This window comes from Enterobacter sp. C6 (genome assembly GCF_008122455.1).
Taxonomy (GTDB): Bacteria; Pseudomonadota; Gammaproteobacteria; order Enterobacterales; family Enterobacteriaceae; genus Enterobacter; species Enterobacter pseudoroggenkampii.
Window position 1 is genome coordinate 63,195 of the sequence record NZ_QPFW01000249.1, and the last position, 26,760, is coordinate 89,954.

The following is a 26,760-nucleotide window of genomic DNA, read 5'->3' on the forward strand; positions in this document are numbered from 1 at the left end:
AACGCACATATCCATGAAAAAACGACGGCTTATACTGCTCTCAGTCACGCTTTGCAAAGATTATTCTGAATAATTGTAATCAAACGGTAAATAAACTTATGCACACTGGGTAACACCGTAGTTCTGGTCTATAGTCATTGGGCATTAAAATTTGCGCTCAGGACAGTCGGGCCGATTGTGGCACCGCAAGAGCGTATGATTCGCAGGAGATACAAGAATGAAAATTTTCCAACGCTACAACCCGCTTCAAGTGGCGAAGTACGTGAAGATCCTGTTCCGTGGACGGTTGTATATCAAGGATGTTGGCGCTTTTGAGTTTGATAAGGGCAAGATCCTTGTCCCAAAAGTGAAGGACAAGCAGCACCTGTCTGTGATGTCCGAAGTCAACCGTCAGGTTATGCGTCTGCAGACTGAGATGGCTTAACCAACGTGCTATGCAGTAGTTAAAAAGACGGCTCCCGATGGGAGCCGTTGATGTTTCTGGGGGCTGGAACGTTACTCCGACACCTTCTCTTCCGCGTCCGGCAGCTTCGGCACCAGTACGGTCGGTTTGTTGTCGATGCGCGTCACCAGCAGCTGGTCGATGCGGTAGTTATCAATATCCACCACCTCAAACTTGTAGCCGGAGAACTTCACCGAGTCGGTACGTTTCGGGATCTTACGCAGCATAAACATCATAAAGCCGCCGATGGTCTCGTAGTTGCCGGACTGCGGGAACTCGTCGATATCCAGCACGCGCATCACGTCTTCAATCGGCGTGCCGCCATCAATCAGCCATGAATTATCGTCACGCTGAACAATCTGCTCTTCCAGCCCCTGGCCAACCAGGTCGCCCATCAGCGTGGTCATCACGTCGTTCAGGGTGATAATACCCACCACCAGCGCGTATTCGTTCATGATAACCGCGAAGTCTTCCCCGGCGGTTTTGAAACTTTCCAGCGCTTCGGAGAGCGTCAGGGTGTCCGGCACAATCAGGGTATTGCGGATCTGCACGCCGCTGTTGAGCGCCAGGCTCTGGTTTGCCAGCACGCGGTTCAGCAGGTCTTTGGAGTCGACGTAGCCGATGATGTGGTCGATATCTTCATTACAGACCAAGAACTTGGAGTGCGGATGCTGCGCCACTTTGTTCTTCAGGCTCTGCTCATCTTCATGTAAATCGAACCAGATAATGCTTTCACGGCCCGTCATGGAAGACGGCACGGTACGGGATTCCAGTTCAAATACGTTCTCAATCAGCTCGTGCTCCTGCTTGCGCAGCACACCGGCCAGCGCGCCGGCTTCCACGACCGCATAGATGTCGTCAGAGGTGATGTCGTCTTTACGCACCATCGGCAGCTTAAAGATGCGGAAAATCACGTTCGCCAGGCCGTTGAAGAACCACACCAGCGGACGAAACACGTACAGACAGAAGCGCATCGGGTTGATGATACGCAAAGCCACAGCTTCTGGCGCAATCATACCGATGCGTTTCGGGGTCAGGTCGGCAAAGAGGATAAACAGGCCGGTGACCAGCGAGAAGGAGAGGATAAAGCTCAGCTGTTCGGCCAGCTCAACGGACATGTACTTAACAAAGAGGCTATAAAACGCCGGGGAAAACGCCGCATCGCCCACGATACCGCCGAGAATGGCGACCGCGTTGAGGCCGATCTGCACCACGGTGAAGAACATGCCGGGGTTTTCCTGCATTTTCAGAATGCGGGTGGCATTGATGTTGCCTTCATCGGCAAGCAGCTTCAGTTTGATTTTACGGGACGCGGCCAGCGAGATCTCAGATATCGAGAAAAATGCACTGACGGCAATCAGACAAAGTATTACTAAAATACTGTTTAACATAGTTTATCCGGCTTCTCGCCAGATCCTCAGAAGGGGAATTGATACCATTTGTGTGAAAACACATTGAACGTCAGCTCGTAGCGTTGAGCCGATTATTTCAGCGGGTAGTATAGCGTAAAGAGATGTAAATCTGCCAGAGGTCACATTTTTGGCATAAAACAGACCGGACAGCGGGCGCTGTCCGGTACATCGCGTTATTTCACGGTAGACAGGCGCACATCGCCCACCGCCCGACGGGTAGCATCGCCTCCCCATACCTGATCGTATTCATAGCCCGTGAGCTGCTTGATCACCAAGCGGGTCCCGGCGTCGCAGTCGCGGTAATCCCCGCCCAGCTTACGGCGCGCAATCTCCTTCAGAAGCAGCTTGTGCGTCTCACGGGTGAGCTTGAACCTGTAGGTGGTGAAGAAGCTGACCGCCAGCAGGGCTGCCGTTGCGAAGATCATCAGGCCGATAATCGCCCCCAGCGCGCTTTCAGGCTGCGCGCCGCTGCCCTTCACAAAGCCGGATTCCTGCAGCACCAGGCCAATGATCATGATGGCAATCGCCACGGTGCTCTTACGGGTCAGGACCATCACGCCGGCAAAAATGCCTTCGCGGCGCTGCTGCGTCACCATCTCATCGATATCCGGAATGAAGCTGTAAATGTTCCACGGAATATAATAGAGGCCCGCGCGGGCGGCACCGAGCAGAATAAAGACCGCGGAGAACAGCAGCGTCGGTACCTGCGTTTTAGTGAGGTAAACCGTAAACAGGAAGGCCAGCACCAGGAAGATACAGCCGTAGGAGAGCCGCAGGGCGGCAGACGGCGTGATGTTCAGCCGGTTCAGCAACAGCATAAATCCATAGGTGCCGGGTACCGAGGCAAAGGCGGCAATGCTCAGCCAGCCGGAAACCGCCGAGGCATCCTGGCTCAGGCAATACACGACGTAATAGGTAAAGACCGAGCCGAACACGTCCATCGCCGTGAACGAAAAGATGTAAATAATGATATGCAGGCGAAACGCGCGAATACGGAATGAAGAAAAGAGATCCAGCACCAGATATTTCAGGTGATTGAGTATTCCGCTGCTGCGCTGGTTGTCCACTTTAAAATCTGACTCTTGATGCACATCCTTCGCTTCCCAGGTGGTGTACCAGGTAATAAACACCGCAAGGCAGAATACGCAGGAAAATATCAGCCCGGTGAGGGTATAGGTAAACGGATTATCTTTACCGGTAAACTGCATAATCACGCCGGGAACGGAAACCGCAAGAAAACCGCCCAGCTGGGAGCAGATCATCCGCACGCCTGAGAGGCGGCTACGCTCTTCATACCGGTTCGTCATCTCAGCCGCCAGGGTCTCCCAGGGTACCAGCACCATCGCCGACAGCAGCTCAATAGAGAGGTAAGTGCCCAGGTAATACCAGTAACCCATGTCCGTCATCCACAGCAGGGCATACAAAAACATGAGCGGTGAGCTGAGTAATAAAAAGAAGCGGCGACGGCCAAATTTACGCCCGAGCCAGGTATCCCCGAAGTTATCGGTGATATAGCCCATAATCGGGCTTAATAGCGCATCAATCACGCGGGCAATGGCGAATATAGATCCCGCTTCAATGACTGAGAGTCCGCAATAGGTGGTGTAAAAAAATAACAGCCAGGTGCCGATAATGGTAAACGCACCCCCGCCAAAAAGATCGGTTACGCCGTAGCCGAGCGCCACGCCATAACCCACTCTACGTTCAGTTGGTTTGACCATAATAATATCCAGTGTAGGGTAATGATTAACCCGTTTTCCGGGTCGTTTTTTTATTGAGTGCTGGAATACAAATTACGTTCTAGTTATTGATATCTATCCATTGTCTTAACTGAGATGAGCGGTAAATAGCCTCCACAAGGGTGAGTGATTTTCCGGCTTCATGGATGTCGGTGTAATCCGTGTTTCCGGGATGAGAAATAGCATGATAAAAACGGCGGATCGCCTGCTCGTGCCCCAATCCCCAGTAGCTTTTGATCTGGCCGTCAGGGGAGTTATCGCTGGCCAGCCTGAGCCGCTCGCCGCGGGCGATGCACCAGAGGACGTTGTTATGCAGCAGCAGCGAGCCCTGTTCGCAGTGGATCTCCATCAGAAGCGGGGAATCGGTGGTATTGCAGTTGCTGGCGTAAAACAGGCCGCGCGCGCCGTTGGCAAAATGCAGCGTGGCCATCGCGCTGTCTTCCCCTTCGGTCACGTCCGCCAGCTCGCCGCTGTCCACCACGCCTTTCACGCGCGTTACGCCGCCGGCGAACCACTGCATCAGGTCGAGGGTATGAATAGCCTGGTTGATCAGCAGGCTGCCACCCTCCGTTGCCAGCCGCCCGCGCCACGGGCTTTCGGTGTAGTACGCGCCCGAGCGTGACCAGGTCAGCACGGCCTTAATGCTGAGCATTTTTCCCAGCTCGCCGTCCTCCAGCATCTGGCGAATGCGCAGGCTGGTGGGGTTGAGGCGGTTCTGGTAGCACACGCCGAGCAGACCCGACGCCTGTTCGGCGGCACGGGTGATGTCCACGAGTTCGCTGCTGTTCATGCCCACCGGTTTTTCGCAGAAAACATGCTTCCCGGCGGCGAGCGCCGCCAGGATCATGTTCTTATGCTCGAAATGCGGCGTGCAGATGTGGACCACGTCGATGGCATCATCCAGCAGCATTTCCCGGTAATCCTGATAGAAGCGGCACTGATAGCGCATTGCCAGCTCCAGCCCTTTGACGCTGTCGATGTCCACCAGCGCGCGTAGCGCGACGTTGGGCATCTGGCGCAACGCATTCATATGGCAGCCGTGAATCGCTCCGGCACCGATAACCGCCGTGTTCAGGATCGTCATTGTCGCCTCCCGTTATTCCGTCGCGTTGGCCAGCATCTGGGCCTTCACGCAGAGCTCCGCCGCTTTGAAGGCGTGCGCCTGCGTCATGGCGTTTTCGGTACGATGCAGACAGTCGAGGATCAGTTCGCCAAAGAACGGGAACCCGACCTGTCCGGCGACCGGATAGCGGAATTCCCCCTCTTTATTGACGAGATAAACCACGTCCTGCTCGCCGCGGGTGAGATCGACATATTTGCGGATCTCGATATACCCGTCGGTGCCGAGCAGCGTCAGACGGCCGTCGCCCCAGGTTGAGAGCCCGTCCGGGGTGAACCAGTCGCAGCGGAAATAGCCGCTGGCGCCGTTTTCGCCCCTGATTGTTGCGTCACCGAAATCTTCAAATGCCGGATGCTGCGGATGGTTGAAATTGCGTGCCTGGCTGGCGACCACGGTGGCGTTACGGTTGCCCGTGTAAAACAGAAATTGCTCAATCTGGTGGCTGCCGATGTCGCACAGAATGCCGCCAAAATAGCGACGATCGTAGAACCAGTCCGGGCGGCCGGCCCCTTCCCGGTGCGGGCCGGTTCCCAGGGTTTGCACCACGCGGCCAATGGCCCCCTGCTGCACCAGCTGTCCGGCAAACACCGCGCTCTCCACGTGGAGACGTTCGCTGTAGTACACGGCGTATTTCCGCCCGGTTTTCTCAACCATCGCTTTGGCATCCGCCAGCTGTTCAAGAGAGGTGAGCGGCGCTTTATCCGTGAAGTAGTCCTTGCCTGCGGCCATGGCTTTCAGCCCCAGCGCACAGCGCTCGGAGGGGATGGCCGCACCGGCCACCAGGCGCACCTCGTCGTCGTTGAGTATCACCTCCAGCGACTCCGCCACTTTTGCCTGCGGGTACTGCTGGATGAATTTATCCACTTTGGCCGGATCGGGATCGTATACCCACTTCAGCGTGGCCCCGGCTTCAATCAGGCCGTTACTCATCCCGTAGATATGGCCGTGGTCGAGCGCGGCAGCGGCAAAAACAAATTCCCCCTCGCGTACAACCGGCTGGGGTTTACCCACCGGGGCGTAGTTCATTCCGTCATTTTTGTTCATGGTGTCACTCCTTAATCCAGATCTTTGCCAAGGGGGATTGCACCCACTTCGCTGAAGTTGGCGACGCTTGCGGATTTTTCATAAAAACGGGGAGCGAGGGTGCTCGTCCCGCCGGTACGGTAAAACGGGTCATCGCGCTGAATCGGCAGCGAGACCACGGTGCGGGTAATGGCGGATTTGTAGATCGCGGTAATCAGCTCCAGCGAGCGTTTGCCCTGCAGGCCATCCACTAACGGCGGCGTGCCGTGCTCGATGGCGGAAAGCAGGTCGTTAATCTGCCCGGTGTGCAGCGTCCACTCGAGCTTCGGCGTCTCCTGAAAAACGGCGTTAAGCTGCGCTTCTCGCGTCAGATCGTGAGTCTCCTGCGGGAAGCCGTTATCGGCGCTGACGCTGGCAAAGGCCTGCCACGGCGCAGAGATACGTGCCTTGTCACCCTGAATAATGATTTTCTGGTCTTCCCCGTGGTGCACGACCGAGGCGGTAAGCTGGGTGAGCGCGCCGCTGGGGTATTTGAAGATCGCGGCGCTGAGGTCTTCGACTTCAGCGTTGTTGTGCGCCACGTTGGTCATCATCGCCACCACCTCGGACGGGAAGCCGAGCATCCACTGAATGGCGTCGATGTGGTGAACCGCGTGGTTAAGGGTGCAGCCGCCGCCCTCTTTTTCCCAGGTGCCGCGCCACCAAAGGTCGTAATAGCAGTGTCCGCGCCACCAGAAGGAGTCCACCTGCGCGTGGCAAACCTTGCCTGCAAGCTCCGAATCCAGCGCTGCTTTTAAGCGCCAGAAGGCATCGGTAAAGCGGTTTTGGGCAATGATGGAGAGCATTTTTCCGCTGGCCTTTTGTGCCGCGATCATCGCGTCGCACTCCTCCAGCGAGGCGGCCATCGGTTTTTCGCACAGCACGTGGTAGCCCGCGGTCAGGGCATCAATGCCGATCTCTGCGTGGACGTAGGGTGGCGTGCAGACGTCGACGATGTCGATATCCGGTTCTGACGTCAGCATCTGCTGGTGGCTGTCATACACGCGGGCATCCGTCAGGCCGTAGCGCGCTTTTTTCTCGTGGGCTTTTTCCGGATAAATATCAACCAGCGCGACGATCCGGCAGCGTTGGCCAAACTGCAAATAGCCCTGAATATGGTTGTGCGAGATATTCCCTGTTCCCACGATAGCGACATTTAACATTGATTCTTCTCCGGAGTTACCAGGTGCCTGAGGCGTCCAGCGTGACGCTGGCTGTCTCTTTAGCCACTGAGGTGCTGATGCGTTGTTGAAGCAGGCGCAGATACTGTTTTTCGTTGAGCGGGAACTCGACCCAGTCGTCCGTCCAGGTGGAGAGGTGCATGGCATTGGAGAGCGTCAACCCGCGGATCCCTTCCAGACCCGGCGCAATGAGCGGCTCGCCGCGCAGAATGGCGGCACAGAAGTTGGCGGTAATAACGTGATGTTCGCTGCATTCCGGGGCGACGGGAAGCGTGACCTCCCAGCATTCAGGCTCTCCAAAACCGTTTTGCCAGCGGGCGTTGAAGGCGGTTTCAGATTCCCGCAGCCGCCAGTAGCGCAGCTTGCCCTCTTCGACGACCACCTTGCCGCGATCGCCGACGATTTCCAGCCGGTTGGTGCCCGGCGTTTCCGCCACGGTAGTGATAAACACGCCCGTCGCGCCGTTGGCATACTCGGCGTAGGCGGTGACCTCGTCTTCCACTTCGATTTGACGATGCTTACCGAACTGGCAGAACGCGCGCAGACGGACCGGCATGCCGACCAGCCACTGCCAGAGATCGAGCTGGTGCGGGTCCTGGTTGAGCAGCACGCCGCCGCCTTCCCCTTTCCAGGTGGCGCGCCAGCCGCCGGAGTTGTAATAGCTCTGCGAGCGATACCAGTTGGTGATGATCCAGTTGGAGCGGCGGATCTCACCCAGCTCGCCGCTGTCGATCAGATCTTTCACCTTCTGGTAGAGCGGGTTCGGGCGCTGGTTGTACATGATGCCGAACACCACATCGCACGCCTGGGCGCAGGCGTTCATCTCCTGCACCTGGGCGGTATACACGCCCGCCGGCTTTTCACACAGGGTGTGGATGCCGTTGCGCATCGCCAGCATCGACAGGCGCGGATGCTCGTAGTGCGGCGTGGCGACAATCACCGCGTCGATAAGCCCGCTCTGGAGCATCTCCTGCGCGTCGCTGAATAAGGGGAGGGTGCCGACCAGCTGGCGAATGGCCGGATGCTTTTCCGGCGCATTATCACAAACTGCGGCAAGGCAGGCCTCGCTGACCGTACCCGCCAGTAAATAACGCGCGTGGACCGTACCGATATTACCTATTCCAATAATGCCAAAACGTACCTTCTCCATGTCACACCTTAATTTCAGTTGAAATGAGTGATGACCGGAAAATAGGAAAGGGGAGCGGTAGCGACAATGTGTTTTTGTGAGAATACTCGCAAGGTGATTAAGTAATCTCCAGGCGTTTTGAAATTTGGTTTTAAAATCAAAGGACTGTTTCTGCAAATATTTGCAAAAACTGAATGAGAGCGAGGTCACACTATGCCGGGCAAGTTAAAAATGGAGGAAATTGCGGCCCTGACGGGCTATTCCGTCAGCACGGTTTCGCGGGTATTAAGCGGCAAGTCTTACACCAGCGATAAAGCCAGGGAGGCGATCGTTCGCACCGCGCGGGAGCTCGGTGTGCTGGAGTCTATGGCGAGCGGAAGACTGCTCATTAACGGTATCGCTGTTTTTGCACCGGAAAGAACCTTTCAGGGACGCGGGGATATTTTTTATCTGGAAGTGACGAAAGGAATTGCGGAAGCCTGCGCGCGGCATAATGTGTGGGTCACGTGCTGTGGTTTAGAAGAGCAGCACGCCGATGTGAAAGTCTTTATGGAAAAAGCCAGTCATAAGAATATTAACGCGATAATTATTATTGGCACTGATGATTCCACCATATTTAAACTGGCAAGCACCCTGAATAAGCCCTGCGTGTTGATTAATTCCGTTGACCGGGATCGGGTGCTGGATTCCGTGTCACCCGATCACCGGGCGATCGGCTTCACCACCATGCAGTACCTTTTCGAGCAGGGGCATCGCCGCGTGCTCACGCTCACCTGCCTGCGACGGGATACGCTGTACGCGCGTCTGGACGGCATCAAAGAGGCGTACCGTCATTTTCACGTCGCCTTCGATCCTCAGCGCGATTTGCTCGTGACGGAGTGGTTTACCGCAGAAGAGGCCGAGCAGGCGCTGGATGCGTGGTTAGTGAATCATGACCGCTCGCAGTGGCCGGAGGTGATTTTCCCGAACAGTACCCGCATGGTGGAAGGGGTGGTGAGGGTGTTAACGCGCCACGGGCTGCGGATTCCGGAAGACATTTCGCTCATCACGACTGATTTTGCATGGAATTTAGCGCACCGTCTGGAAAAACCGGTCACCGGCGTCACGGTGCCCTGCCGCGAGCTGGGAATTGAGGCCGTTCACCTGCTGCAAACGCGGCTCAACCGACCGCAGGCAGCGGTCTTTAACCTGCTGTTACAGGGCAAAGTGATGGACTACGGGTCGGTCAGTAACGCCACGCGCCACGCGGCTCGCGTGGCGCTGGATGAGTAATCAGGCCAGCTGTGGCGGCAGGCAGACGCCGATGCCCCCGATGCCGCAGTAGCCGTACGGGTTTTTATGCAGGTACTGCTGGTGATCGTCCTCGGCGTAGTAGAACGGTTTCGCCGTCGCGATTTCCGTGGTCACCTCGCGCGTATCGCCCGCTTCACGCATGGCCTGCTGGAAACGCTCCAGGCTGGCGCGCGCGGCGGCATCCTGCTCAGGCGTGAGCGGATAGATAGCCGAACGGTACTGGGTGCCGTGGTCGTTGCCCTGACGCATGCCCTGCGCCGGGTCATGGTTTTCCCAGAAGACCTGCAGGAGCTGTTCGTAGCTGATTACCGCAGGGTCGTACACCACGCGTACCGCTTCCGCATGCCCGGTTTCGCCGGAACAGACTTCGCGATAGGTAGGATTTGGCGTGTAACCGCCCGTGTAGCCAGCCGCCGTGCTGTAAACGCCGGGCAACTGCCAGAAGAGGCGCTCAACGCCCCAGAAGCAGCCCATGGCGAACAGGGCGATTTCCATTCCCTCCGGCACGTTGGTCATGGAATGGCCATTGACGGCGTGTAAGGTCGCCACAGGCATAGGGGTGTTGCGTCCCGGTAATGCATCGGTTTGTGAAACCAGATGCTTTTTGTCGAATAAACTCACGATGGGGCCTCCCGGGGTGCGATGTTTCAGTTAAGGTTGTCACGAAGCGTTTAATTGAACACAATAAATGCGCTGAATGAGTCTAGATTTAATCATAAGAAATATTTGGGTGTTACACCCATTTTCAACCCGCGATTCGGGTTTTTGGCCAACAGGCCGTATTTTGCCGCGGAGCGGCACTTCATTTGCTTCCAGGGTGGAAACAGGGATATTCAGGAGAAAACGTGACAAAAATCCGCCAGTTATGTTTAGTCAGTGTGTTGCTGACAAGCGGGATTGCCAGCGCGGCGAATGTCCGTTTGCAGGTTGAGGGGTTATCCGGGGCGCTGGAAAAAAACGTGCGTGCGCAGCTATCGACCATCCAGAGTGATGAGGTGACGCCGGACCGGCGTTTTCGCGCGCGCGTCGATGATGCGATCCGCGAGGGGCTGAAAGCGCTGGGGTATTACGAACCCACCATTGATTTTGATCTTCGCCCGCCGCCAAAGAAGGGGCGCCAGGTCCTCATTGCCCGCGTTTCGCCGGGTGAGCCGGTACTGATTGGCGGCACGAACGTCATCCTGCGCGGCGGGGCCCGTACCGATCGGGACTACCTGGACCTGCTCAGCACGCGGCCAAAAGTCGGCACTGTGCTCAACCACGGTGACTACGACCATTTCAAAAAAGAGCTGACGAGCGTTTCCCTGCGTAAGGGCTACTTTGACAGCCAGTTCAACAAAAGCCAGCTGGGCATTGCGCTGGCGCGACGTCAGGCCTTCTGGGATATCGACTACGACAGCGGGGAACGCTACCGCTTTGGCGACGTGACGTTCGAAGGTTCGCAAATTCGTGAAGAGTACCTGCAAAACCTCGTGCCGTTCAAAAAAGGGGATTACTACCAGTCGAGCGATCTCGGAGAGCTGAACCGACGCCTCTCCGCTACCGGCTGGTTTAACTCCGTGGTTGTCGCGCCGGAATTTGATAAGTCTCGCAAAACCAAGGTGTTGCCGCTGCATGGCGTTGTTTCGCCGCGCACCGAGAACACCATTGAGACCGGTGTTGGCTACTCGACGGATGTGGGACCACGCGTGAAAACCTCGTGGAAAAAACCGTGGATGAACTCGTACGGTCACAGCCTGACTACCAGCCTGAGCCTCTCTGCGCCCGAGCAGCAGCTGGACTTCAGCTACAAAATGCCGCTGCTGAAAAATCCGCTTGAGCAATATTACCTTCTGCAGGGCGGTTTTAAGCGCACCGATTTAAACGACACAAAGCAGGACTCTACGACGCTTGCCGTCTCCCGCTTCTGGGATCTCTCCAGCGGCTGGCAGCGCGCCATTAACCTGCGCTGGAGCCTGGACCACTTTACCCAGGCCAACGTCACCAATACCACCATGCTGCTTTATCCGGGCGTGATGATCAGCCGTACCCGCTCGCGTGGGGGCCTGATGCCGACCTGGGGCGACTCGCAGCGCTACTCCATCGATTATTCCAACTCCGCCTGGGGCTCCGACGTGGACTTCTCCGTCATGCAGGCGCAAAACGTCTGGATCCGTACGCTTTACGACAAACATCGTTTTGTGATGCGCGGCAATCTCGGCTGGATTGAAACGGGCGATTTCGAGCGCGTTCCGCCGGACCTGCGCTTCTTCGCCGGGGGCGACCGCAGCATTCGCGGGTATAAGTACAAATCGATCTCACCTGAGAACGAAAAGGGCCAGCTGACCGGTGCGTCAAAACTGGCGACGGGCTCGCTGGAGTACCAGTACAACGTCAGCGGAAAGTGGTGGGGCGCGATGTTTGTTGACGGCGGTGAAGCGGTAAACGATATCCGCCGCAGTGACTTTAAAACCGGCGCGGGCGTCGGCGTGCGCTGGCAGTCACCCGTCGGGCCCATCAAGCTCGATTTTGCCGTGCCTGTCGGCGACAAAGATGAACACGGATTACAGTTTTACATCGGTCTGGGGCCTGAATTATGAGTTTATGGAAGAAAATAAGCCTCGGAGTGCTGATCTTTATCGTGCTGCTGCTCGGGACGGTGGCGTTTCTGGTAGGAACGACGACCGGGCTGCATCTGCTGTTTAACGCCGCGAACCGCTGGGTGCCGGGGCTGGAGATTGGTCAGGTGACGGGCGGCTGGCGCGACCTGCGCCTGAAGAACATCCGCTATGAGCAGCCGGGCGTGGCGGTGAACGCCGGGGAATTTCACCTCGCGGTAAAGCTGGGCTGTCTGCGTGACAGCAAGCTCTGCGTCAACGATCTGTCGCTAAAAGATGTCAACGTGGCGATAGATTCAAAGAAAATGCCGAAGTCTGCGCCGGTTGAAGAAGAAGACAGCGGCCCGCTGAATCTCTCCACGCCGTACCCGATCGCGCTTTATCGGGTGGCGCTCGATAACGTCAATATCAAAATCGACGACACCACCGTGTCCGTGATGGATTTCACCTCTGGCCTGCGCTGGCAGGAGAAAAACCTCACCCTGACGCCAACGTCCCTGCAGGGCTTGCTGATCGCGCTGCCGAAAGTGGCCGACGTGGCGCAGGAAGAGATCGTCGAGCCGAAGATCCAGAACCCACAGCCGGAAGAGAAGCCGCTGGGCGAAACGCTGAAAGACCTCTTCTCGAAGCCAGTGCTGCCGGAAATGACCGACGTTCATCTGCCGCTGAACCTTAACATCGAGGAATTCAAAGGCGAACAGCTGCGCCTGACCGGCGATACCGACCTGACGGTCTACACCATGCTGCTGAAGGTCAGCAGCATTGACGGCAACATGAAGCTCGACGCGCTGGATATCGACACCAACCAGGGCTCGGTGAATGCGTCAGGTAATGCCCTGCTGCGCGACAGCTGGCCGGTGGATATCACGCTGAATAGCACCCTTAACATCGACCCGCTGAAAGGCGAAAAGGTGAAGGTCAAGGTGGGCGGGGCGCTGCGCGATAAGCTCGATGTTGGCGTGAATCTCTCCGGCCCGGTGGATATGGCCCTGCGTGCGCAAACCCAGCTGGCGGAAGCCGGGCTGCCGCTCAATCTTGAGGTTGTCAGCAAGCAGCTTTCCTGGCCGTTCACCGGTGAAAAGCAGTTCCAGGCCGATGACCTGAAGCTAAAGCTGAGCGGCAAGATGACCGACTACACGCTCTCTTTCCGCACCGCGGTGAAGGGGCAGGGCGTGCCGCCCGCGAACATCACCCTGGATGCAAAGGGCAACGAACAGCAGGTCAACCTCGACAAGCTGACCGTCGCGGCGCTGGAGGGCAAAACCGAGCTGACCGCGCTGCTCGACTGGCAGCAGGCGATCAGCTGGCGCGGCGAGCTGAAGCTGACGGGCATCAACACAGCCAAAGAGGTGCCGGACTGGCCGTCGAAGCTGGATGGCCTGATCAAAACGCGCGGCAGCCTGTACGGCGGTACGTGGCAGATGGACGTGCCGGAGATCAAGCTCACCGGGAACGTGAAGCAGAACAAGGTAAACGTTGAAGGCTCGGTGAAAGGCAACAGCTATCTGCAGTGGGTTATCCCGGGCCTGCACGTGGCCCTGGGTCGCAACACGGCGGATATCAAAGGCGAGCTGGGGGTGAAAGATCTCAATCTGGATGCCACCATCGACGCACCGAATCTGGATAACGCCCTGCCGGGGCTTGGCGGTACGGCGAAGGGGCTCGTGAAGGTGCGCGGCACGGTAGACGCGCCGCAGCTGCTGGCGGATATCACCGCCAATAGCCTGCGCTGGCAGGAGTTGAGCGTTGCCCGGGTTCGCGTGGAGGGGGATGTGAAATCCACCGACCAGATCGGCGGTAACCTGAACCTGCGCGTGGAACGTATTTCTCAGCCGGACGTGAACATCAGCCTGGTCACCCTGGACGCTAAAGGCAACGAGAAGCAGCACGACCTGCAGCTGCGGGTGCAGGGCGAGCCGGTCTCCGGCCAGCTGCACCTGACCGGCAGCTTCGACCGCAAAGAGGAGCGCTGGAAAGGGACGCTGGATAATACCCGTTTCAACACCCCTGTTGGGCCGCTGGCGCTGTCGCGCGCCATCGCGCTGGACTACCGCAACGCCGAGCAGAAGATCAGCATTGGGCCGCACTGCTGGACCAACCCGAATGCGGAGCTGTGCGTGCCGCAGACCATCGATGCGGGCGCGGAAGGGCGCGCGCAGATTAACCTCAACCGCTTCGATCTGGCGATGCTAAAACCGTTTATGCCGGATACCACGCAGGCGAGCGGCGTCTTCAGCGGGAAAGCCGATGTCGCCTGGGACACCACCAAAGAGGGGCTGCCGCAGGGCAGCGTGACGCTCTCCGGGCGTAACGTGAAGGTAACGCAGGAGGTCAACGACGCGCCGCTGCCGGTGGCGTTCGACACCCTGAACCTGAGTGCCGATCTGCATAACAATCGCGCACAGCTGGGGTGGACAATCCGCCTGACCAATAACGGTCAGTTGGATGGTCAGGTCCAGATTACCGACCCGCAGGGACGGCGTAATCTGGGCGGCAACGTTAACATCCGAAACTTCAACCTGGCGATGGTGAACCCGATTTTCGCGCGTGGGGAAAAAGCCGAAGGCATGCTGAACGCTAACCTGCGCCTGGCCGGCAACGCGCAAAGCCCGCAGCTGTTCGGTCAGATGCGGCTCAGCGGCGTGGATATTGACGGCAACTTCATGCCGTTTGACATGCAGCCCAGCCAGATCGCGATGAACTTCAACGGCATGAGCTCGACGCTGAGCGGCTCGGTATTAACGCAGCAAGGGCAAATCAACCTGAGCGGCGACGCGGACTGGAGCCAGCTCGACAACTGGCGCGCCCGTATTGCCGCGAAGGGCAGTAAGGTGCGCATCACCGTACCACCGATGGTGCGTCTGGACGTCTCGCCTGATGTGGTCTTTGACGCCACGCCAAGCCTCTTCACGCTTGACGGTCGCGTCGACGTGCCGTGGGCGCGCATCGTGGTCCACGACGTACCGGAAAGTGCGGTCGGCGTCTCAAGTGATGAAGTTATGCTCAATGAAAATCTGAAACCTGTCGAACAGAAGAGCGCTGGCATACCGATTAATAGTAACCTTACCGTGCACGTAGGGAATAACGTGCGGTTGAATGCGTTTGGGCTGAAGGCGAGGCTCACGGGTGACCTGAAAGTGGCGCAGGATAAACAAGGGCTTGGCCTGAACGGGCAGATCAACATTCCTGAAGGGCGTTTCCATGCCTATGGTCAGGATCTGATTGTTCGCAAAGGCGAGCTGCTGTTCTCCGGCCCACCGGATCAGCCCCTGTTGAACATCGAAGCGATTCGTAACCCGGAAGCGACGGAAAACGACGTTATTGCTGGCGTTCGCGTCACCGGTTCCGCCGACGAACCGAAGGCGGAGATCTTCTCTGACCCGGCGATGTCCCAGCAGGAAGCCCTCTCTTATCTGCTGCGTGGACAAGGTCTGGACAGCGGACAAAGCGACAGCGCGGCGATGACCTCGATGTTAGTGGGTCTGGGGGTTGCACAAAGTGGGCAGGTTGTGGGTAAAATCGGCGAGACGTTCGGCGTAAGCAATCTGGCGCTGGACACCCAGGGCGTGGGTGACTCCTCGCAGGTGGTGGTCAGCGGCTATGTACTGCCGGGTCTGCAGGTAAAATATGGTGTGGGGATCTTTGACTCACTGGCAACACTCACGCTACGCTATCGCCTGATGCCTAAGCTATATCTGGAAGCAGTGTCCGGCGTAGACCAGGCACTTGATCTGCTCTATCAGTTTGAGTTTTAGCAATGCGAATATTTGTCTACGGCAGTTTAAGAACCAGGCAAGGCAACAGTCACTGGATGACCAATGCCCTGCTGCTGGGGAATTACAATATCGAGAACTACCAGTTGTACAGCCTGGGCCACTATCCAGGCGCGGTTCCGGGCGAAGGAACAGTACAGGGTGAAGTCTATCGTATTGATAACGCGACGCTTGCCGAACTTGATGCCTTGCGCACCAGGGGCGGTGAATACGCGCGCCAGTTGATCCAGACGCCGTACGGAAGTGCGTGGATGTATGTCTACCAGCGTCCGGTCGAAGGGTTAACGCGGATTGTAAGCGGTAACTGGTTAGACAGAGACCAGTACTGAAAAACGACAACGCCACCGTGAGGTGGCGTTGTTTTTTTGTTCCTTCAACTCTCTTCTGTATCCCGGCGCCGGGTTAAAAACAGAGGAACGAACAGCATGATGTAGGGGGCTATAAGCCATAACAAACACAGGGCGCGTGAACGGCCATAGTAGTTTATGCACCGCGTATTGCTTGAAATGACGGGCAGGAAAAACAGTAAAAACAGCAGAATCGCATAATCGCTTCGATAAGGGATCCATAAGTAAAACAAAAACCAGGCAAGCTGGAATGTCATGATGCAGAGATACTGCCATTTGCTGTCTTTGCCGTAACAGTCAAACGCCTTTATGTAGCCCATCTTGATGCTTTGAAGAAAGAAACTTAGCATGTATAACGCTCACGATCTTGATGGTCAGGAGTGTATGTCTTTTTCAAAGGCAACAAAAAGCCCCGACATGCGGGGCTTTCATCAATCAGCAGTAAGAATTACTTCTTAGCAGCGCGTTCGAAAGAGGCGATGATTTCCGCTTTCGCCGCTTCTGCGTTGTCCCAGCCGTCAACTTTAACCCACTTGCCTTTTTCGAGGTCTTTGTAGTGCTCGAAGAAGTGAGTGATCTGCGCTTTCAGCAGCTCTGGCAGGTCGTTCACATCTTTGATGTGATCGTATTCTTTGCTCAGCTTGGTGTGCGGTACTGCAACCAGCTTCGCATCTTCACCGGATTCGTCGGTCATTTTCAGCACGCCAACTGGACGGCAGCGAATGACGGAGCCTGGCTCCAGTGGGTATGGCGTTGGGACCAGCACGTCAACCGGGTCACCGTCCAGAGACAGGGTGTGGTTGATGTAACCGTAGTTGCACGGATAGAACATCGCGGTAGACATGAAACGGTCTACGAACAGGGCGCCGCTCTCTTTGTCCACTTCGTATTTGATCGGATCTGCGTTAGCCGGGATTTCGATAACTACGTAGATGTCTTCTGGCAGTTCTTTACCCGCTGGGACGTTGAGTAAGCTCATGTCGGTGTCCTTTAAAATGGATGGTAAACAAGTGGCAGGTATTATAGCCAACTCGCGCTGAATGTCTCCGCCTGTTTTCGCTTTATCTCCCCGCTTTCTCCACTTTTCAGACCGATTCCATGACAGGAAAATCCATAAACTCAGCCGCATTTTTCATGGCGAAATGAAAGCGATTACAAACTTGTGATTAACGTTTTATTCACTTTTCTGAAGTGTGATGTAACGCAATTCGTTACATATTTCATGGGCTATAGTCATTCCGCAGAACATCTTTTAACCAACAATAACTCACCCTACGAGGACGTTCATATGTGGAAGCGCTTACTCCTGGTCACAGCAGTTTCGGCAGCCATGTCGTCTATGGCGATGGCCGCTCCCTTAACCGTAGGTTTTTCGCAAGTCGGCTCTGAATCTGGCTGGCGAGCGGCAGAAACCAACGTGGCGAAAAGCGAGGCTCAGAAACGCGGCATTACCCTGAAAATCGCCGATGGTCAGCAAAAACAAGAGAATCAGATCAAAGCCGTGCGCTCCTTTATCGCCCAGGGCGTGGATGCCATCTTTATTGCACCCGTCGTGGCGACCGGCTGGGAACCCGTCCTGAAGGAAGCGAAAGACGCTGAGATCCCGGTCTTCCTGCTCGACCGTTCCATCGACGTCAAAGACAAATCCCTCTATATGACCACCGTCACCGCCAACAACGTGCTTGAAGGGCAATTGATTGGCGACTGGCTGGTGAAGCAGGTCGACGGCAAGCCGTGTAACGTCGTTGAGCTGCAGGGTACCGTCGGGGCGAGCGTGGCCATCGACCGTAAAAAAGGCTTTGCTGAAGCCATCGCGAAAGCGCCAAACATTAAGATTATCCGCTCTCAGTCCGGCGACTTTACCCGCAGCAAAGGTAAAGAGGTTATGGAGAGCTTCATTAAGGCTGAAAACAACGGCAAGAACATCTGCATGGTTTACGCCCACAACGATGACATGGTGATCGGTGCGATTCAGGCGATTAAAGAAGCGGGCCTGAAGCCGGGCAAAGATATCCTCACCGGCTCTATCGACGGCGTGCCGGACATCTACAAAGCGATGATCGACGGCGAAGCCAACGCCAGCGTGGAGCTGACGCCAAACATGGCGGGTCCGGCATTCGACGCGCTGGAGAAATTCAAGAAAGACGGCACGATGCCGGAGAAAGTGACGGTCACCAAGTCCACCCTCTACCTGCCTGATACGGCGAAAGAAGAGTTAGAGAAGAAGAAAAATATGGGCTATTAAGACCCGCGCCCCTCACCCCAGCCCTCTCCCCGGAGGGGAGAGGGAGAAAGGCAGGGCGGAGCTGGATATTAACAATTGGCACGATCAATCCCCTCTCCCCTCCGGGGAGAGGGTCAGGGTGAGGGGGAAACCATGACCACTGAACAACACCAGGAAATCCTCCGCACAGAGGGCTTGAGTAAATTCTTCCCCGGCGTAAAGGCGCTGGATAGCGTTGATTTCAGCCTGCGGCGCGGGGAGATCATGGCGCTGCTGGGCGAGAACGGCGCGGGAAAATCGACGCTGATTAAATCCCTGACCGGTGTTTATCACGCCGACCGCGGCACCATCTGGCTGGAAGGTAACGCCATTTCGCCCAAAAACACCGCCCATGCCCAGCAGCTGGGGATCGGGACGGTGTACCAGGAAGTGAACCTGCTGCCGAATATGTCGGTGGCGGATAACCTGTTTATTGGCCGCGAACCACGCCGTTTTGGCCTGCTGCGCCGCAAAGAGATGGAAGCGCGGGCGACAACGCTGATGGAATCGTACGGCTTCTCCCTCGACGTCCGCGAGCCGCTGAACCGCTTTTCCGTGGCGATGCAGCAGATCGTCGCCATTTGCCGTGCGATCGATCTTTCCGCAAAGGTGCTGATCCTTGACGAACCCACCGCCAGCCTCGATACCCAGGAGGTGGAGATGCTCTTTACCCTGATGCGCCAGCTGCGCGATCAGGGCGTCAGCCTGATCTTCGTCACCCACTTCCTCGATCAGGTGTATGAGGTGAGCGATCGCATTACGGTGCTGCGCAACGGCAGCTTTGTCGGCTGCCGCGAAACCCGCGAGCTGCCGCAGATCGAGCTGGTAAAAATGATGCTGGGCCGCGAGCTGGAGACCAACGCCCTTCAGCGCGCGGGGCGCACGCTGCTGAGTGAGAAACCGGTCGCCGCGTTCAGCGATTACGGCAAAAAAGGGGTGATCTCGCCGTTTAACCTTGAGGTGCGGCCAGGCGAAATTGTCGGCCTGGCGGGCCTGCTGGGCTCCGGCCGGACCGAGACCGCCGAGGTGATCTTCGGGATCAAGCCTGCCGACAGCGGCAGCGCGCTGATCAAGGGCAAACCGCAGACCCTGCGATCGCCGCATCAGGCGTCGTGTCTGGGCGTCGGCTTCTGCCCGGAGGACCGGAAAACGGACGGCATTATTGCCGCGGCCTCGGTGCGGGAAAATATCATTCTGGCGCTACAGGCGCAGCGCGGCTGGCTACGGCCGATCCCTAAGCGCGAGCAAAACGCCATTGCCGAGCGCTTTATCCGCCAGCTCGGCATCCGCACCCCGAGCGCGGAACAGCCCATTGAATTTCTCTCCGGCGGTAACCAGCAGAAAGTGCTGCTCTCCCGCTGGCTGCTGACCAAACCCCAGTTCCTGATCTTGGACGAACCGACCCGCGGCATTGACGTGGGGGCGCACGCTGAAATTATCCGGCTTATCGAAACCCTGTGCGCGGACGGTCTGGCGCTGCTGGTCATTTCCTCCGAGCTGGAAGAGCTGGTGGGCTATGCCGATCGCGTCATCATCATGCGCGATCGCAAGCAGGTGGCAGAGATCCCGCTGGATAAGCTGTCCGTTCCGGCGATCATGAATGCCATCGCGGCATAAGGAGTGAATCGTGATGCCCCGTTCGCTTTCGCAAACCGGTGAGTCAAAGCGCCGCTTCAGCTGGCCAACCGGCACGCCGCAAATCGCGGCGCTGCTGGTGGTTCTGCTGGTGGATAGCCTGGTCGCGCCGCATTTCTTCCAGATCATCGTGCAGGATGGCCGCCTGTTTGGCAGCCCGATAGACATTTTAAACCGTGCCGCGCCCGTGGCGCTGCTGGCCATCGGGATGACGCTGGTGATTGCCACCGGCGGGATTGACCTCTCCGTCGGCGCGGTGATGGCTATCGCCGGGGCTACGGCCGCCTCCATGACCGTGGCCGGACATAGCCTGCCGGTGATCCTGCTGGCAGCCTTGGGCACCGGCGTGCTGGCAGGATTATGGAACGGTATTCTGGTGGCGGTACTGAAAATCCAGCCCTTCGTCGCCACGCTGATTTTAATGGTGGCCGGGCGCGGCGTCGCGCAGCTGATAACCTCCGGCCAGATTGTCACCTTCAACTCCCCGAGCCTGGCGTGGCTCGGTAGCGGCAACCTTCTGTTCTTCCCGACGCCGGTGATTATTGCCCTGGTCACGCTCGTTGTCTTCTGGCTCTTCACCCGCAAAACGGCGCTGGGCATGTTCATTGAGGCCGTCGGGATCAACATCCGCGCCGCGCGCAACGCCGGCGTCAACACCCGGCTGATGGTAATGCTGACCTACGTGCTGAGCGGCGTCTGCGCCGCCATCGCCGGGGTCATCGTCGCGGCGGATATTCGCGGGGCCGATGCCAACAACGCGGGACTCTGGCTGGAGCTGGACGCGATCCTCGCGGTGGTGATCGGCGGCGGGTCGCTAATGGGCGGGCGCTTTAACCTGCTGCTCTCGGTGATCGGCGCCCTGATCATTCAGGGCATGAACACCGGGATCCTGCTGTCGGGATTCCAGCCGGAGCTTAACCAGGTGGTGAAGGCGGTGGTCGTGCTCTGCGTGCTGATCGTCCAGTCGCCGCGCTTTGTCAGCATCATTAAGGGGATCCGTGGCCATGATAAAACGTAATTTACCGTTAATGATCACGCTGGGCGTGTTTGTGCTGGGGTACCTCTACTGTCTGACGCAGTTCCCCGGTTTTGCCTCGACGCGCGTGATTTGCAATATCCTGACCGATAACGCCTTTTTAGGCATCATCGCCGTCGGGATGACCTTTGTGATCCTCTCCGGCGGGATCGATCTCTCCGTTGGGTCGGTGATCGCGTTTACGGGCGTGTTCCTCGCGAAGGCAATCGGCTTCTGGGGCATCTCTCCGCTGGTGGCGTTTCCGCTGGTGCTGGCGATGGGCTGTGCGTTTGGCGCCTTTATGGGGCTGCTGATCGACGCGCTGAAAATCCCGGCGTTTATCATTACCCTCGCGGGAATGTTCTTCCTCCGTGGGGTGAGCTATCTGGTGTCGGAAGAGTCGATTCCAATTAACCACCCCATCTACGACACGCTCTCCAGCCTGGCGTGGAAAATTCCCGGCGGCGGCCGCCTGAGCGCGATGGGGCTGCTGATGCTGGGCGTGGTAGTGATTGGCATCTTCCTCGCTCACCGTACCCGTTTTGGCAATCAGGTTTACGCCATTGGCGGTAACGCCACGTCGGCTAACCTGATGGGGATCTCGACCCGCAGCACCACCATCCACATTTATATGCTCTCGACCGGCCTGGCGACGCTGGCGGGTATCGTCTTCTCGGTATACACCCAGGCGGGCTATGCCCTCGCAGGCGTGGGCGTTGAGCTGGATGCGATTGCTTCTGTGGTCATTGGCGGCACGCTGCTCAGCGGCGGCGTGGGGACGGTGCTGGGAACGCTGTTCGGCGTGGCGATTCAGGGGCTGATACAAACCTATATCAACTTTGACGGCACTCTCAGCTCCTGGTGGACGAAGATCGCCATCGGCATTCTGCTGTTTATTTTTATTGCCCTGCAGCGGGGACTGACGGTGCTCTGGGAGAACCGTCAAAGCTCGCCTGTTACCCGCGTAAACACATCGGTAACAGAGCGATAACATGCTGAATTTGCTTAAAGTCTAAACATTTTCCGGTAGCGGCCGATAATCTTTTTTTATGCCCAGAAATATCTCGCTACCGGAAATAATATCATGCTTAAAACGCTATCGATTCGTACCGGCTTGCTCTCTTTACTGGCCGTTATGACCCTTCTGCTGCTGATTGTCAGCGGCATTGGCATTTATGCCCTCACACAGAGTTCTTCTTCGCTGCAGCGTATTAATCACCTTCAGGGTGAGCAGATGGTGCAGCTTAATTCAGGCTATACGCTGCTCCTGCGCGCGCGCAATGAAGCGGGTCAGGCCGTCCGCATGATGGAAATAGGCATGCTGGACGATGCGGCCAACGCGGTAAAAAACATCAATCAGGAAGTTGCCCTGGCCCAGAAAACGCTGAAAGGGGTAATCGACGGCGGCGTGGCTGACGAGCAGGGACAGCAGCTGCTCGATAAAGTGGCGGCCAGCCTGGCGACGTATAGCCAGCAGGGGATCAACCCGATGCTGAAAACGCTGAATGACCAGAGCGCGGACGGGTATTACGATCTGCTCGAGAAGACGTTGATTCCGGTGGCGAAGCAGTTTGATAACGATATGCAGGCGTTTCAGAAATGGAGCGAAGCGCGGGGTCAGGCGGAAGTGAGCGCCGTGCAGTCGAGTAAAACCCGCGTCCTGATCCTGATTATCGTCGCAGCGCTGCTGACGGCGGGCATTATCGTGCTGGCCTGGCTGGTGCTGCGCCATATGTTGCTCAAGCCGCTCTCGGCCTCCATTGCTCAACTGGAGAACGTGGCGGCGGGGGATTTAACCCATACGCTGAATGCCCCCGCGAGCCAGGAGTTTAACCGCCTCAACGCGGTGATAGAGGAGATGCGCCAGTCGCTGATGAACTCGGTTCTGCGGGTACGTGATGCCAGCGCGCAAATTGACACCGGTAGCCGCGAGCTGACGCTGGGAAACCGCGATCTTGCCGAGCGTACGGAATCCACCGCCACGTCGCTGGAGCAGACGGCGGCCAGTATGGAACAGATCACCGCCACGGTGAAACTCAACGCCGATAACGCCGAGCAGGCGCACCAGCTGGCGAAATCGGTGTCCGACACGGCCGATCACGGCAGCGAGATGGTCTGCTATGTGATTGAAAAAATGCGCGATATTTCCGGCAGCTCGGCGCGCATCGCCGACATCCTGAGCGTGATCGACGGCATTGCCTTCCAGACCAATATCCTGGCGCTTAACGCCTCCGTGGAAGCGGCGCGCGCGGGCGAGCAGGGGCGCGGGTTTGCCGTCGTCGCGGGTGAAGTGCGAAACCTTGCCAGCCGCAGCGCCGATGCGGCGAAAGAGATCCGAACGCTAATCAGTGATTCGCAGACCCACGTTAACGAGGGGAGCGAGCTGGCCCAGCAGGCTGGCGAAACGATGGACGAGATCGCCACCGAAGTGCTGCGCATGACCAAACTGATGCGAGAGATTGCGACCGCGTCTCAGGAGCAGAGCCGGGGCATTGAGCAGGTGAATATTGCGGTGAACCAGATGGACGAAACCGCGCAGCAGAATGCGGCGCTGGTGCAGCAATCCTCCGCCGCGACCCGCTCCCTTGAGGAGCAGTCGCGTCAGCTGATGGAAGCCATGTCATCATTCAAAGTGACGACTCAGAACGCGGCATAATATTACCCAGCCCCGGTACGCTCTGTGCCGGGGTTTTATTCCTTCCGGAATTAAGCGCCCCGATATTATCGTGAATTTCGCCCATTAATATTTCCAGCGAGCTGGTTAAGGCTAACGCTTTTTCGGTCGGTTCAAGGTATAAACCTTTACGGAAAAATAACGGCTCATCAAAGAGTTGATTAAAGCGCTTTAAGGCCAGACTCACCGCGGGACGGGACATCTCCAGACGCAAAGAGGCCTTTGCCATGCTGCCGCAGCGGACGATTTCAATAAATACAGGGATAAGATTTAAATCAATGCCGGTATTAGCACGGGAATAATTTTTCATTGCAATTCTGCTCCACGAAATATCTGTCAAACTGTTATGGAAATAATGCAGGAGCAGTGGTGAATATTAAAGCATGTTTTTTATAAACACTTATACGGTAAAATATATAAATGACAAGGGGAGCCGGACAGGCTCCCCTGAAGAGAGGGATTACGCGTCCGGGTACTCACGGATAAAACGTTCAACGTCTTCAACCATGTGGTTGTTGCCGACGAAGAATGAACGGCGCTGGTGAAGGCTTTCCGGCACGATGTCCAGAATACGCTCTTTACCGTCGCTCGCCTTGCCGCCCGCCTGTTCGGCAAGGAACGCCATCGGGTTGCATTCGTACAGCAGACGCAGTTTCCCGTCCGGGTGGCTGGCGGTGCTTGGGTAGAGGTAGATACCGCCTTTCAGCAGGTTACGGTGGAAATCCGCGACCAGAGAGCCAATATAGCGGGACGTGTACGGGCGCTGGGTCGCTTTATCTTCTTCCTGGCAGAATTTAATGTACTTCTTCACGCCGTTCGGGAATCGGATGTAGTTGCCTTCGTTGATGGAGTAGGTGTTGCCCTTCTGCGGGAAGCGCATGCGTTCCTGGCTCAGACAGAAAACGCCCAGTGATGGATCGTACGTGAAGGCGTGAACCCCGCACCCGGTCGTATACACCAGCATGGTGGAGGAGCCATAAACGACGTAACCGGCAGCAACCTGATTAATGCCCGGCTGCAGGAAATCTTCTTCGGTCACCGGCGTGCCAACAGGCGTGACGCGGCGGTAGATGGAGAAAATGGTACCGACAGAAACGTTAACGTCGATGTTTGAGGAGCCGTCGAGCGGATCCATCAGAACAACGTATTTAGCGTGTTCACACCCTTCGAAAACAACAATTTCATCTTCTTCTTCAGAGGCGATACCCGCAACGATGTCGCGCGCGCGCAGTGCAGCTTTCAATTTTTCATTTGCGAACAGATCGAGCTTCTGTTGAACCTCGCCCTGAACGTTCTCGGCACCGCTGGCACCCAGGATATCGACCAGACCGGCCTTGTTGATATCACGGTGGATGATCTTAGCGCCCAGCTTTATTGCCGACAGCAAAGCAGTGAGTTCACCGGTAGCATGAGAGAACTCGTGCTGCTTTTCGACAATAAATTCACCTAACGTTTTCATAACACTTTCCCTGCATCTTTGTGAGTAGAGCGATTGTATGTTCACTAAAACGACTAAAGCCCAACAATCTTAACAAACATTCAAATATTAGCGCAGAGGTGAATCGCGCCAGCAACATACGGATTTACCTGAAATGCGTTTCACAGCCGCTAACATGTGAGTAAAATGTGCGCCACATTGAAGAAGGATAGTGACGTATGCGCATTCATATATTGGGGATTTGTGGCACTTTCATGGGCGGACTGGCAATGCTGGCGCGCTCGCTGGGCCATGAAGTGACAGGTTCGGACGCCAATGTGTATCCGCCGATGAGCACGCTTCTGGAGAAACAGGGCATCGCTTTAATTCAGGGCTACGATGCCAGCCAGCTGGATCCCGAGCCGGACCTGGTGATCATTGGCAACGCCATGACCCGCGGCAATCCGTGCGTCGAGGCGGTACTGGAACGCAATATTCCGTTCATGTCCGGCCCGCAGTGGCTGCATGACTTCGTCCTGCGCGACCGCTGGGTGGTTGCCGTTGCCGGTACCCACGGCAAAACCACCACCGCCGGAATGGCGACCTGGATCCTTGAAGCCTGCGGCTACAAGCCGGGCTTCGTGATTGGCGGCGTTCCGGGTAATTTCGACGTTTCTGCGCGTCTGGGCGACAGCCCGTTCTTTGTGATCGAAGCCGACGAATACGACTGCGCGTTCTTCGACAAGCGTTCTAAGTTCGTGCATTACTGCCCGCGCACGCTGATCCTCAACAACCTTGAGTTCGATCACGCGGATATTTTTGACGATCTGAAAGCGATCCAGAAACAGTTCCACCACCTGGTGCGCATTGTTCCGGGCCAGGGCCGCATCATCCTGCCGGAGAACGACATCAACCTGAAGCAGACGATGGCGATGGGATGCTGGAGCGAGCAGGAGCTGGTGGGCGAGCAGGGCCACTGGCAGGCGAAGAAACTCAACGCCGATGCCTCCGAGTGGGAAGTGCTGCTCGACGGTGAAAAAGTGGGTGAGGTGAAGTGGGGCCTGGTGGGCGAGCACAACATGCACAACGGCCTGATGGCGATTGCAGCAGCGCGTCACGTGGGCGTGCTGCCTGCGGATGCAGCCAATGCGCTGGGCTCGTTTATCAATGCCCGCCGCCGTCTGGAGCTGCGCGGTGAAGCCCACGGCGTTACCGTGTATGACGATTTCGCGCACCACCCAACGGCCATTCTGGCCACGCTTGCTGCCCTGCGTGGCAAGGTCGGCGGTACCGCGCGCATTCTGGCGGTGCTGGAACCGCGCTCGAACACCATGAAGATGGGCATCTGTAAAGACGATCTCGCGCCGTCATTAGGACGTGCCGATGAAGTCTTCCTGCTGCAGCCGCAGCATATTCCGTGGCAGGTGGCGGAAGTCGCCGACGCCTGCATTCAGCCTGCGCACTGGAGCGCGGATGTGGATGCGCTCGCGGATATGGTGGTGAAAGCCGCTCAGCCTGGCGACCACATTCTGGTGATGAGCAACGGCGGTTTTGGTGGGATCCATCAGAAGCTGCTGGACGGTCTTACGAAGAAAGCGGAAGCGGCCGCCGACGCGTAAAAAAAAGCCCGGTGGCGCTTGCGCTTACCGGGCCTACGTTCT

At 57.1% G+C, this 26,760-nt stretch carries 22 protein-coding genes; 11 read left to right on the forward strand and 11 right to left on the reverse strand.

The window, feature by feature from the left end:
* Positions 1-217: 217 nt before the first annotated feature.
* Positions 218-424 (forward strand): DUF1107 domain-containing protein, encoded by a 207-nt coding sequence (locus DOU50_RS21330; RefSeq protein WP_008501430.1) that lies wholly within the window; start codon positions 218-220, stop codon positions 422-424.
* Positions 425-495: 71 nt separating this feature from the next.
* Here DOU50_RS21330 and DOU50_RS21335 read toward each other — a convergent pair whose 3' ends face one another.
* From DOU50_RS21335 to DOU50_RS21360, 6 genes are all read right to left on the reverse strand, one after another.
* Positions 496-1,833, reverse strand: a complete 1,338-nt coding sequence (locus DOU50_RS21335) for a hemolysin family protein (protein ID WP_148770196.1) — start codon at positions 1,831-1,833, stop codon at positions 496-498.
* 194 nt (positions 1,834-2,027) lie between these two features.
* Positions 2,028-3,575 (reverse strand): MFS transporter, encoded by a 1,548-nt coding sequence (locus tag DOU50_RS21340; protein ID WP_148770198.1) that lies wholly within the window; start codon positions 3,573-3,575, stop codon positions 2,028-2,030.
* Positions 3,576-3,654: 79 nt separating this feature from the next.
* Entirely contained in the window at positions 3,655-4,677 is a 1,023-nt protein-coding gene (locus DOU50_RS21345) for a Gfo/Idh/MocA family protein (RefSeq protein ID WP_061716075.1), read from the reverse strand.
* Between the two features lie 12 nt (positions 4,678-4,689).
* Entirely contained in the window at positions 4,690-5,757 is a 1,068-nt protein-coding gene (locus tag DOU50_RS21350; RefSeq protein WP_148770200.1) for a Gfo/Idh/MocA family protein, read from the reverse strand.
* A gap of 11 nt (positions 5,758-5,768) precedes the next feature.
* Positions 5,769-6,938 (reverse strand): Gfo/Idh/MocA family protein, encoded by a 1,170-nt coding sequence (locus DOU50_RS21355; protein ID WP_148770202.1) that lies wholly within the window; start codon positions 6,936-6,938, stop codon positions 5,769-5,771.
* A 16-nt stretch (positions 6,939-6,954) separates the two neighbouring features.
* The gene (locus tag DOU50_RS21360; protein ID WP_148770205.1) at positions 6,955-8,106 is read right to left on the reverse strand and encodes a Gfo/Idh/MocA family protein; all 1,152 of its coding nucleotides are present in this window, start codon (positions 8,104-8,106) and stop codon (positions 6,955-6,957) included.
* 192 nt (positions 8,107-8,298) lie between these two features.
* Here DOU50_RS21360 and DOU50_RS21365 point away from each other — a divergent pair, with 192 nt between their 5' ends.
* On the forward strand, positions 8,299-9,357 hold the full coding sequence (locus DOU50_RS21365; RefSeq protein WP_148770207.1) for a LacI family DNA-binding transcriptional regulator: 1,059 nt from the start codon (positions 8,299-8,301) through the stop codon (positions 9,355-9,357).
* On the opposite strand, the gene msrA is transcribed toward DOU50_RS21365, so the two are convergent.
* A complete protein-coding gene (gene msrA / locus DOU50_RS21370) occupies positions 9,358-9,999 on the reverse strand; it encodes a peptide-methionine (S)-S-oxide reductase MsrA (RefSeq protein WP_048989437.1) in 642 nt (213 codons plus the stop codon).
* 224 nt (positions 10,000-10,223) lie between these two features.
* Here msrA and tamA point away from each other — a divergent pair, with 224 nt between their 5' ends.
* Genes tamA through DOU50_RS21385 form a run of 3 tightly spaced genes read left to right on the forward strand, consistent with a single transcriptional unit; the run spans position 10,224 to position 16,077 of the window.
* Positions 10,224-11,957 (forward strand): autotransporter assembly complex protein TamA, encoded by a 1,734-nt coding sequence (tamA, locus tag DOU50_RS21375; protein ID WP_024907290.1) that lies wholly within the window; start codon positions 10,224-10,226, stop codon positions 11,955-11,957.
* Positions 11,954-15,730 (forward strand): autotransporter assembly complex protein TamB, encoded by a 3,777-nt coding sequence (tamB, locus tag DOU50_RS21380; protein ID WP_148770209.1) that lies wholly within the window; start codon positions 11,954-11,956, stop codon positions 15,728-15,730. The genes tamA and tamB overlap by 4 nt, the downstream gene beginning before the upstream one ends.
* 2 nt (positions 15,731-15,732) lie before the next feature.
* The gene (locus DOU50_RS21385; protein WP_024907288.1) at positions 15,733-16,077 is read left to right on the forward strand and encodes a gamma-glutamylcyclotransferase family protein; all 345 of its coding nucleotides are present in this window, start codon (positions 15,733-15,735) and stop codon (positions 16,075-16,077) included.
* 44 nt (positions 16,078-16,121) lie between these two features.
* On the opposite strand, the gene DOU50_RS23730 is transcribed toward DOU50_RS21385, so the two are convergent.
* A complete protein-coding gene (locus DOU50_RS23730; RefSeq protein ID WP_023334291.1) occupies positions 16,122-16,445 on the reverse strand; it encodes a hypothetical protein in 324 nt (107 codons plus the stop codon).
* A gap of 98 nt (positions 16,446-16,543) precedes the next feature.
* A complete protein-coding gene (gene ppa / locus DOU50_RS21395) occupies positions 16,544-17,074 on the reverse strand; it encodes an inorganic diphosphatase (RefSeq protein WP_010427397.1) in 531 nt (176 codons plus the stop codon).
* 309 nt (positions 17,075-17,383) lie between these two features.
* Here ppa and ytfQ point away from each other — a divergent pair, with 309 nt between their 5' ends.
* The 5 genes from ytfQ (at position 17,384) to DOU50_RS21420 (ending at position 23,664) form a co-directional block, all read left to right on the forward strand.
* Entirely contained in the window at positions 17,384-18,340 is a 957-nt protein-coding gene (ytfQ, locus tag DOU50_RS21400) for a galactofuranose ABC transporter substrate-binding protein YtfQ (protein WP_014882271.1), read from the forward strand.
* 132 nt (positions 18,341-18,472) lie between these two features.
* Positions 18,473-19,975 (forward strand): galactofuranose ABC transporter, ATP-binding protein YtfR, encoded by a 1,503-nt coding sequence (gene ytfR, locus DOU50_RS21405; RefSeq protein ID WP_024907287.1) that lies wholly within the window; start codon positions 18,473-18,475, stop codon positions 19,973-19,975.
* A gap of 10 nt (positions 19,976-19,985) precedes the next feature.
* Entirely contained in the window at positions 19,986-21,011 is a 1,026-nt protein-coding gene (ytfT, locus tag DOU50_RS21410) for a galactofuranose ABC transporter, ATP-binding protein YtfT (protein ID WP_024907286.1), read from the forward strand.
* Positions 20,998-21,999, forward strand: a complete 1,002-nt coding sequence (yjfF, locus tag DOU50_RS21415; protein ID WP_148770211.1) for a galactofuranose ABC transporter, permease protein YjfF — start codon at positions 20,998-21,000, stop codon at positions 21,997-21,999. Before ytfT ends, yjfF begins: the two co-directional genes overlap by 14 nt.
* A gap of 93 nt (positions 22,000-22,092) precedes the next feature.
* Complete coding sequence (locus DOU50_RS21420; RefSeq protein ID WP_048989433.1) at positions 22,093-23,664, forward strand: methyl-accepting chemotaxis protein; 1,572 nt, start codon at positions 22,093-22,095, stop codon at positions 23,662-23,664.
* Here the strand turns inward: DOU50_RS21420 and DOU50_RS21425 are convergent.
* Together DOU50_RS21425 and fbp are read right to left on the reverse strand one after the other, a co-directional pair.
* Positions 23,636-23,992 (reverse strand): helix-turn-helix domain-containing protein, encoded by a 357-nt coding sequence (locus DOU50_RS21425; protein WP_148770213.1) that lies wholly within the window; start codon positions 23,990-23,992, stop codon positions 23,636-23,638. The genes DOU50_RS21420 and DOU50_RS21425 overlap by 29 nt on opposite strands.
* A 150-nt stretch (positions 23,993-24,142) precedes the next feature.
* Positions 24,143-25,141: a class 1 fructose-bisphosphatase gene (gene fbp / locus DOU50_RS21430; RefSeq protein WP_024907283.1), complete on the reverse strand. Its 999-nt coding sequence runs from the start codon at positions 25,139-25,141 to the stop codon at positions 24,143-24,145.
* Positions 25,142-25,338: 197 nt separating this feature from the next.
* Here fbp and mpl point away from each other — a divergent pair, with 197 nt between their 5' ends.
* The gene (mpl, locus tag DOU50_RS21435) at positions 25,339-26,718 is read left to right on the forward strand and encodes a UDP-N-acetylmuramate:L-alanyl-gamma-D-glutamyl-meso-diaminopimelate ligase (RefSeq protein ID WP_024907282.1); all 1,380 of its coding nucleotides are present in this window, start codon (positions 25,339-25,341) and stop codon (positions 26,716-26,718) included.
* The last annotated feature ends 42 nt before the right edge of the window (positions 26,719-26,760 follow it).

What these genes read in the sequence shown, in the direction of transcription:
- DOU50_RS21345 (WP_061716075.1), bottom strand. Translation starts at nt 4,677, where the DNA reads ATGACGATCCTGAACACGGCGGTTATCGGTGCCGGAGCGATTCACGGC.
- mpl (WP_024907282.1), top strand. Translation starts at nt 25,339, where the DNA reads ATGCGCATTCATATATTGGGGATTTGTGGCACTTTCATGGGCGGACTG.
- fbp (WP_024907283.1), bottom strand. Translation starts at nt 25,141, where the DNA reads ATGAAAACGTTAGGTGAATTTATTGTCGAAAAGCAGCACGAGTTCTCT.
- ytfQ (WP_014882271.1), top strand. Translation starts at nt 17,384, where the DNA reads ATGTGGAAGCGCTTACTCCTGGTCACAGCAGTTTCGGCAGCCATGTCG.
- DOU50_RS21360 (WP_148770205.1), bottom strand. Translation starts at nt 8,106, where the DNA reads ATGGAGAAGGTACGTTTTGGCATTATTGGAATAGGTAATATCGGTACG.
- DOU50_RS21420 (WP_048989433.1), top strand. Translation starts at nt 22,093, where the DNA reads ATGCTTAAAACGCTATCGATTCGTACCGGCTTGCTCTCTTTACTGGCC.
- ppa (WP_010427397.1), bottom strand. Translation starts at nt 17,074, where the DNA reads ATGAGCTTACTCAACGTCCCAGCGGGTAAAGAACTGCCAGAAGACATC.
- DOU50_RS21340 (WP_148770198.1), bottom strand. Translation starts at nt 3,575, where the DNA reads ATGGTCAAACCAACTGAACGTAGAGTGGGTTATGGCGTGGCGCTCGGC.
- DOU50_RS21330 (WP_008501430.1), top strand. Translation starts at nt 218, where the DNA reads ATGAAAATTTTCCAACGCTACAACCCGCTTCAAGTGGCGAAGTACGTG.
- DOU50_RS21425 (WP_148770213.1), bottom strand. Translation starts at nt 23,992, where the DNA reads ATGAAAAATTATTCCCGTGCTAATACCGGCATTGATTTAAATCTTATC.
- DOU50_RS21355 (WP_148770202.1), bottom strand. Translation starts at nt 6,938, where the DNA reads ATGTTAAATGTCGCTATCGTGGGAACAGGGAATATCTCGCACAACCAT.
- tamB (WP_148770209.1), top strand. Translation starts at nt 11,954, where the DNA reads ATGAGTTTATGGAAGAAAATAAGCCTCGGAGTGCTGATCTTTATCGTG.
- ytfR (WP_024907287.1), top strand. Translation starts at nt 18,473, where the DNA reads ATGACCACTGAACAACACCAGGAAATCCTCCGCACAGAGGGCTTGAGT.
- DOU50_RS21365 (WP_148770207.1), top strand. Translation starts at nt 8,299, where the DNA reads ATGCCGGGCAAGTTAAAAATGGAGGAAATTGCGGCCCTGACGGGCTAT.
- DOU50_RS21350 (WP_148770200.1), bottom strand. Translation starts at nt 5,757, where the DNA reads ATGAACAAAAATGACGGAATGAACTACGCCCCGGTGGGTAAACCCCAG.
- DOU50_RS21335 (WP_148770196.1), bottom strand. Translation starts at nt 1,833, where the DNA reads ATGTTAAACAGTATTTTAGTAATACTTTGTCTGATTGCCGTCAGTGCA.
- DOU50_RS21385 (WP_024907288.1), top strand. Translation starts at nt 15,733, where the DNA reads ATGCGAATATTTGTCTACGGCAGTTTAAGAACCAGGCAAGGCAACAGT.
- yjfF (WP_148770211.1), top strand. Translation starts at nt 20,998, where the DNA reads ATGATAAAACGTAATTTACCGTTAATGATCACGCTGGGCGTGTTTGTG.
- DOU50_RS23730 (WP_023334291.1), bottom strand. Translation starts at nt 16,445, where the DNA reads ATGCTAAGTTTCTTTCTTCAAAGCATCAAGATGGGCTACATAAAGGCG.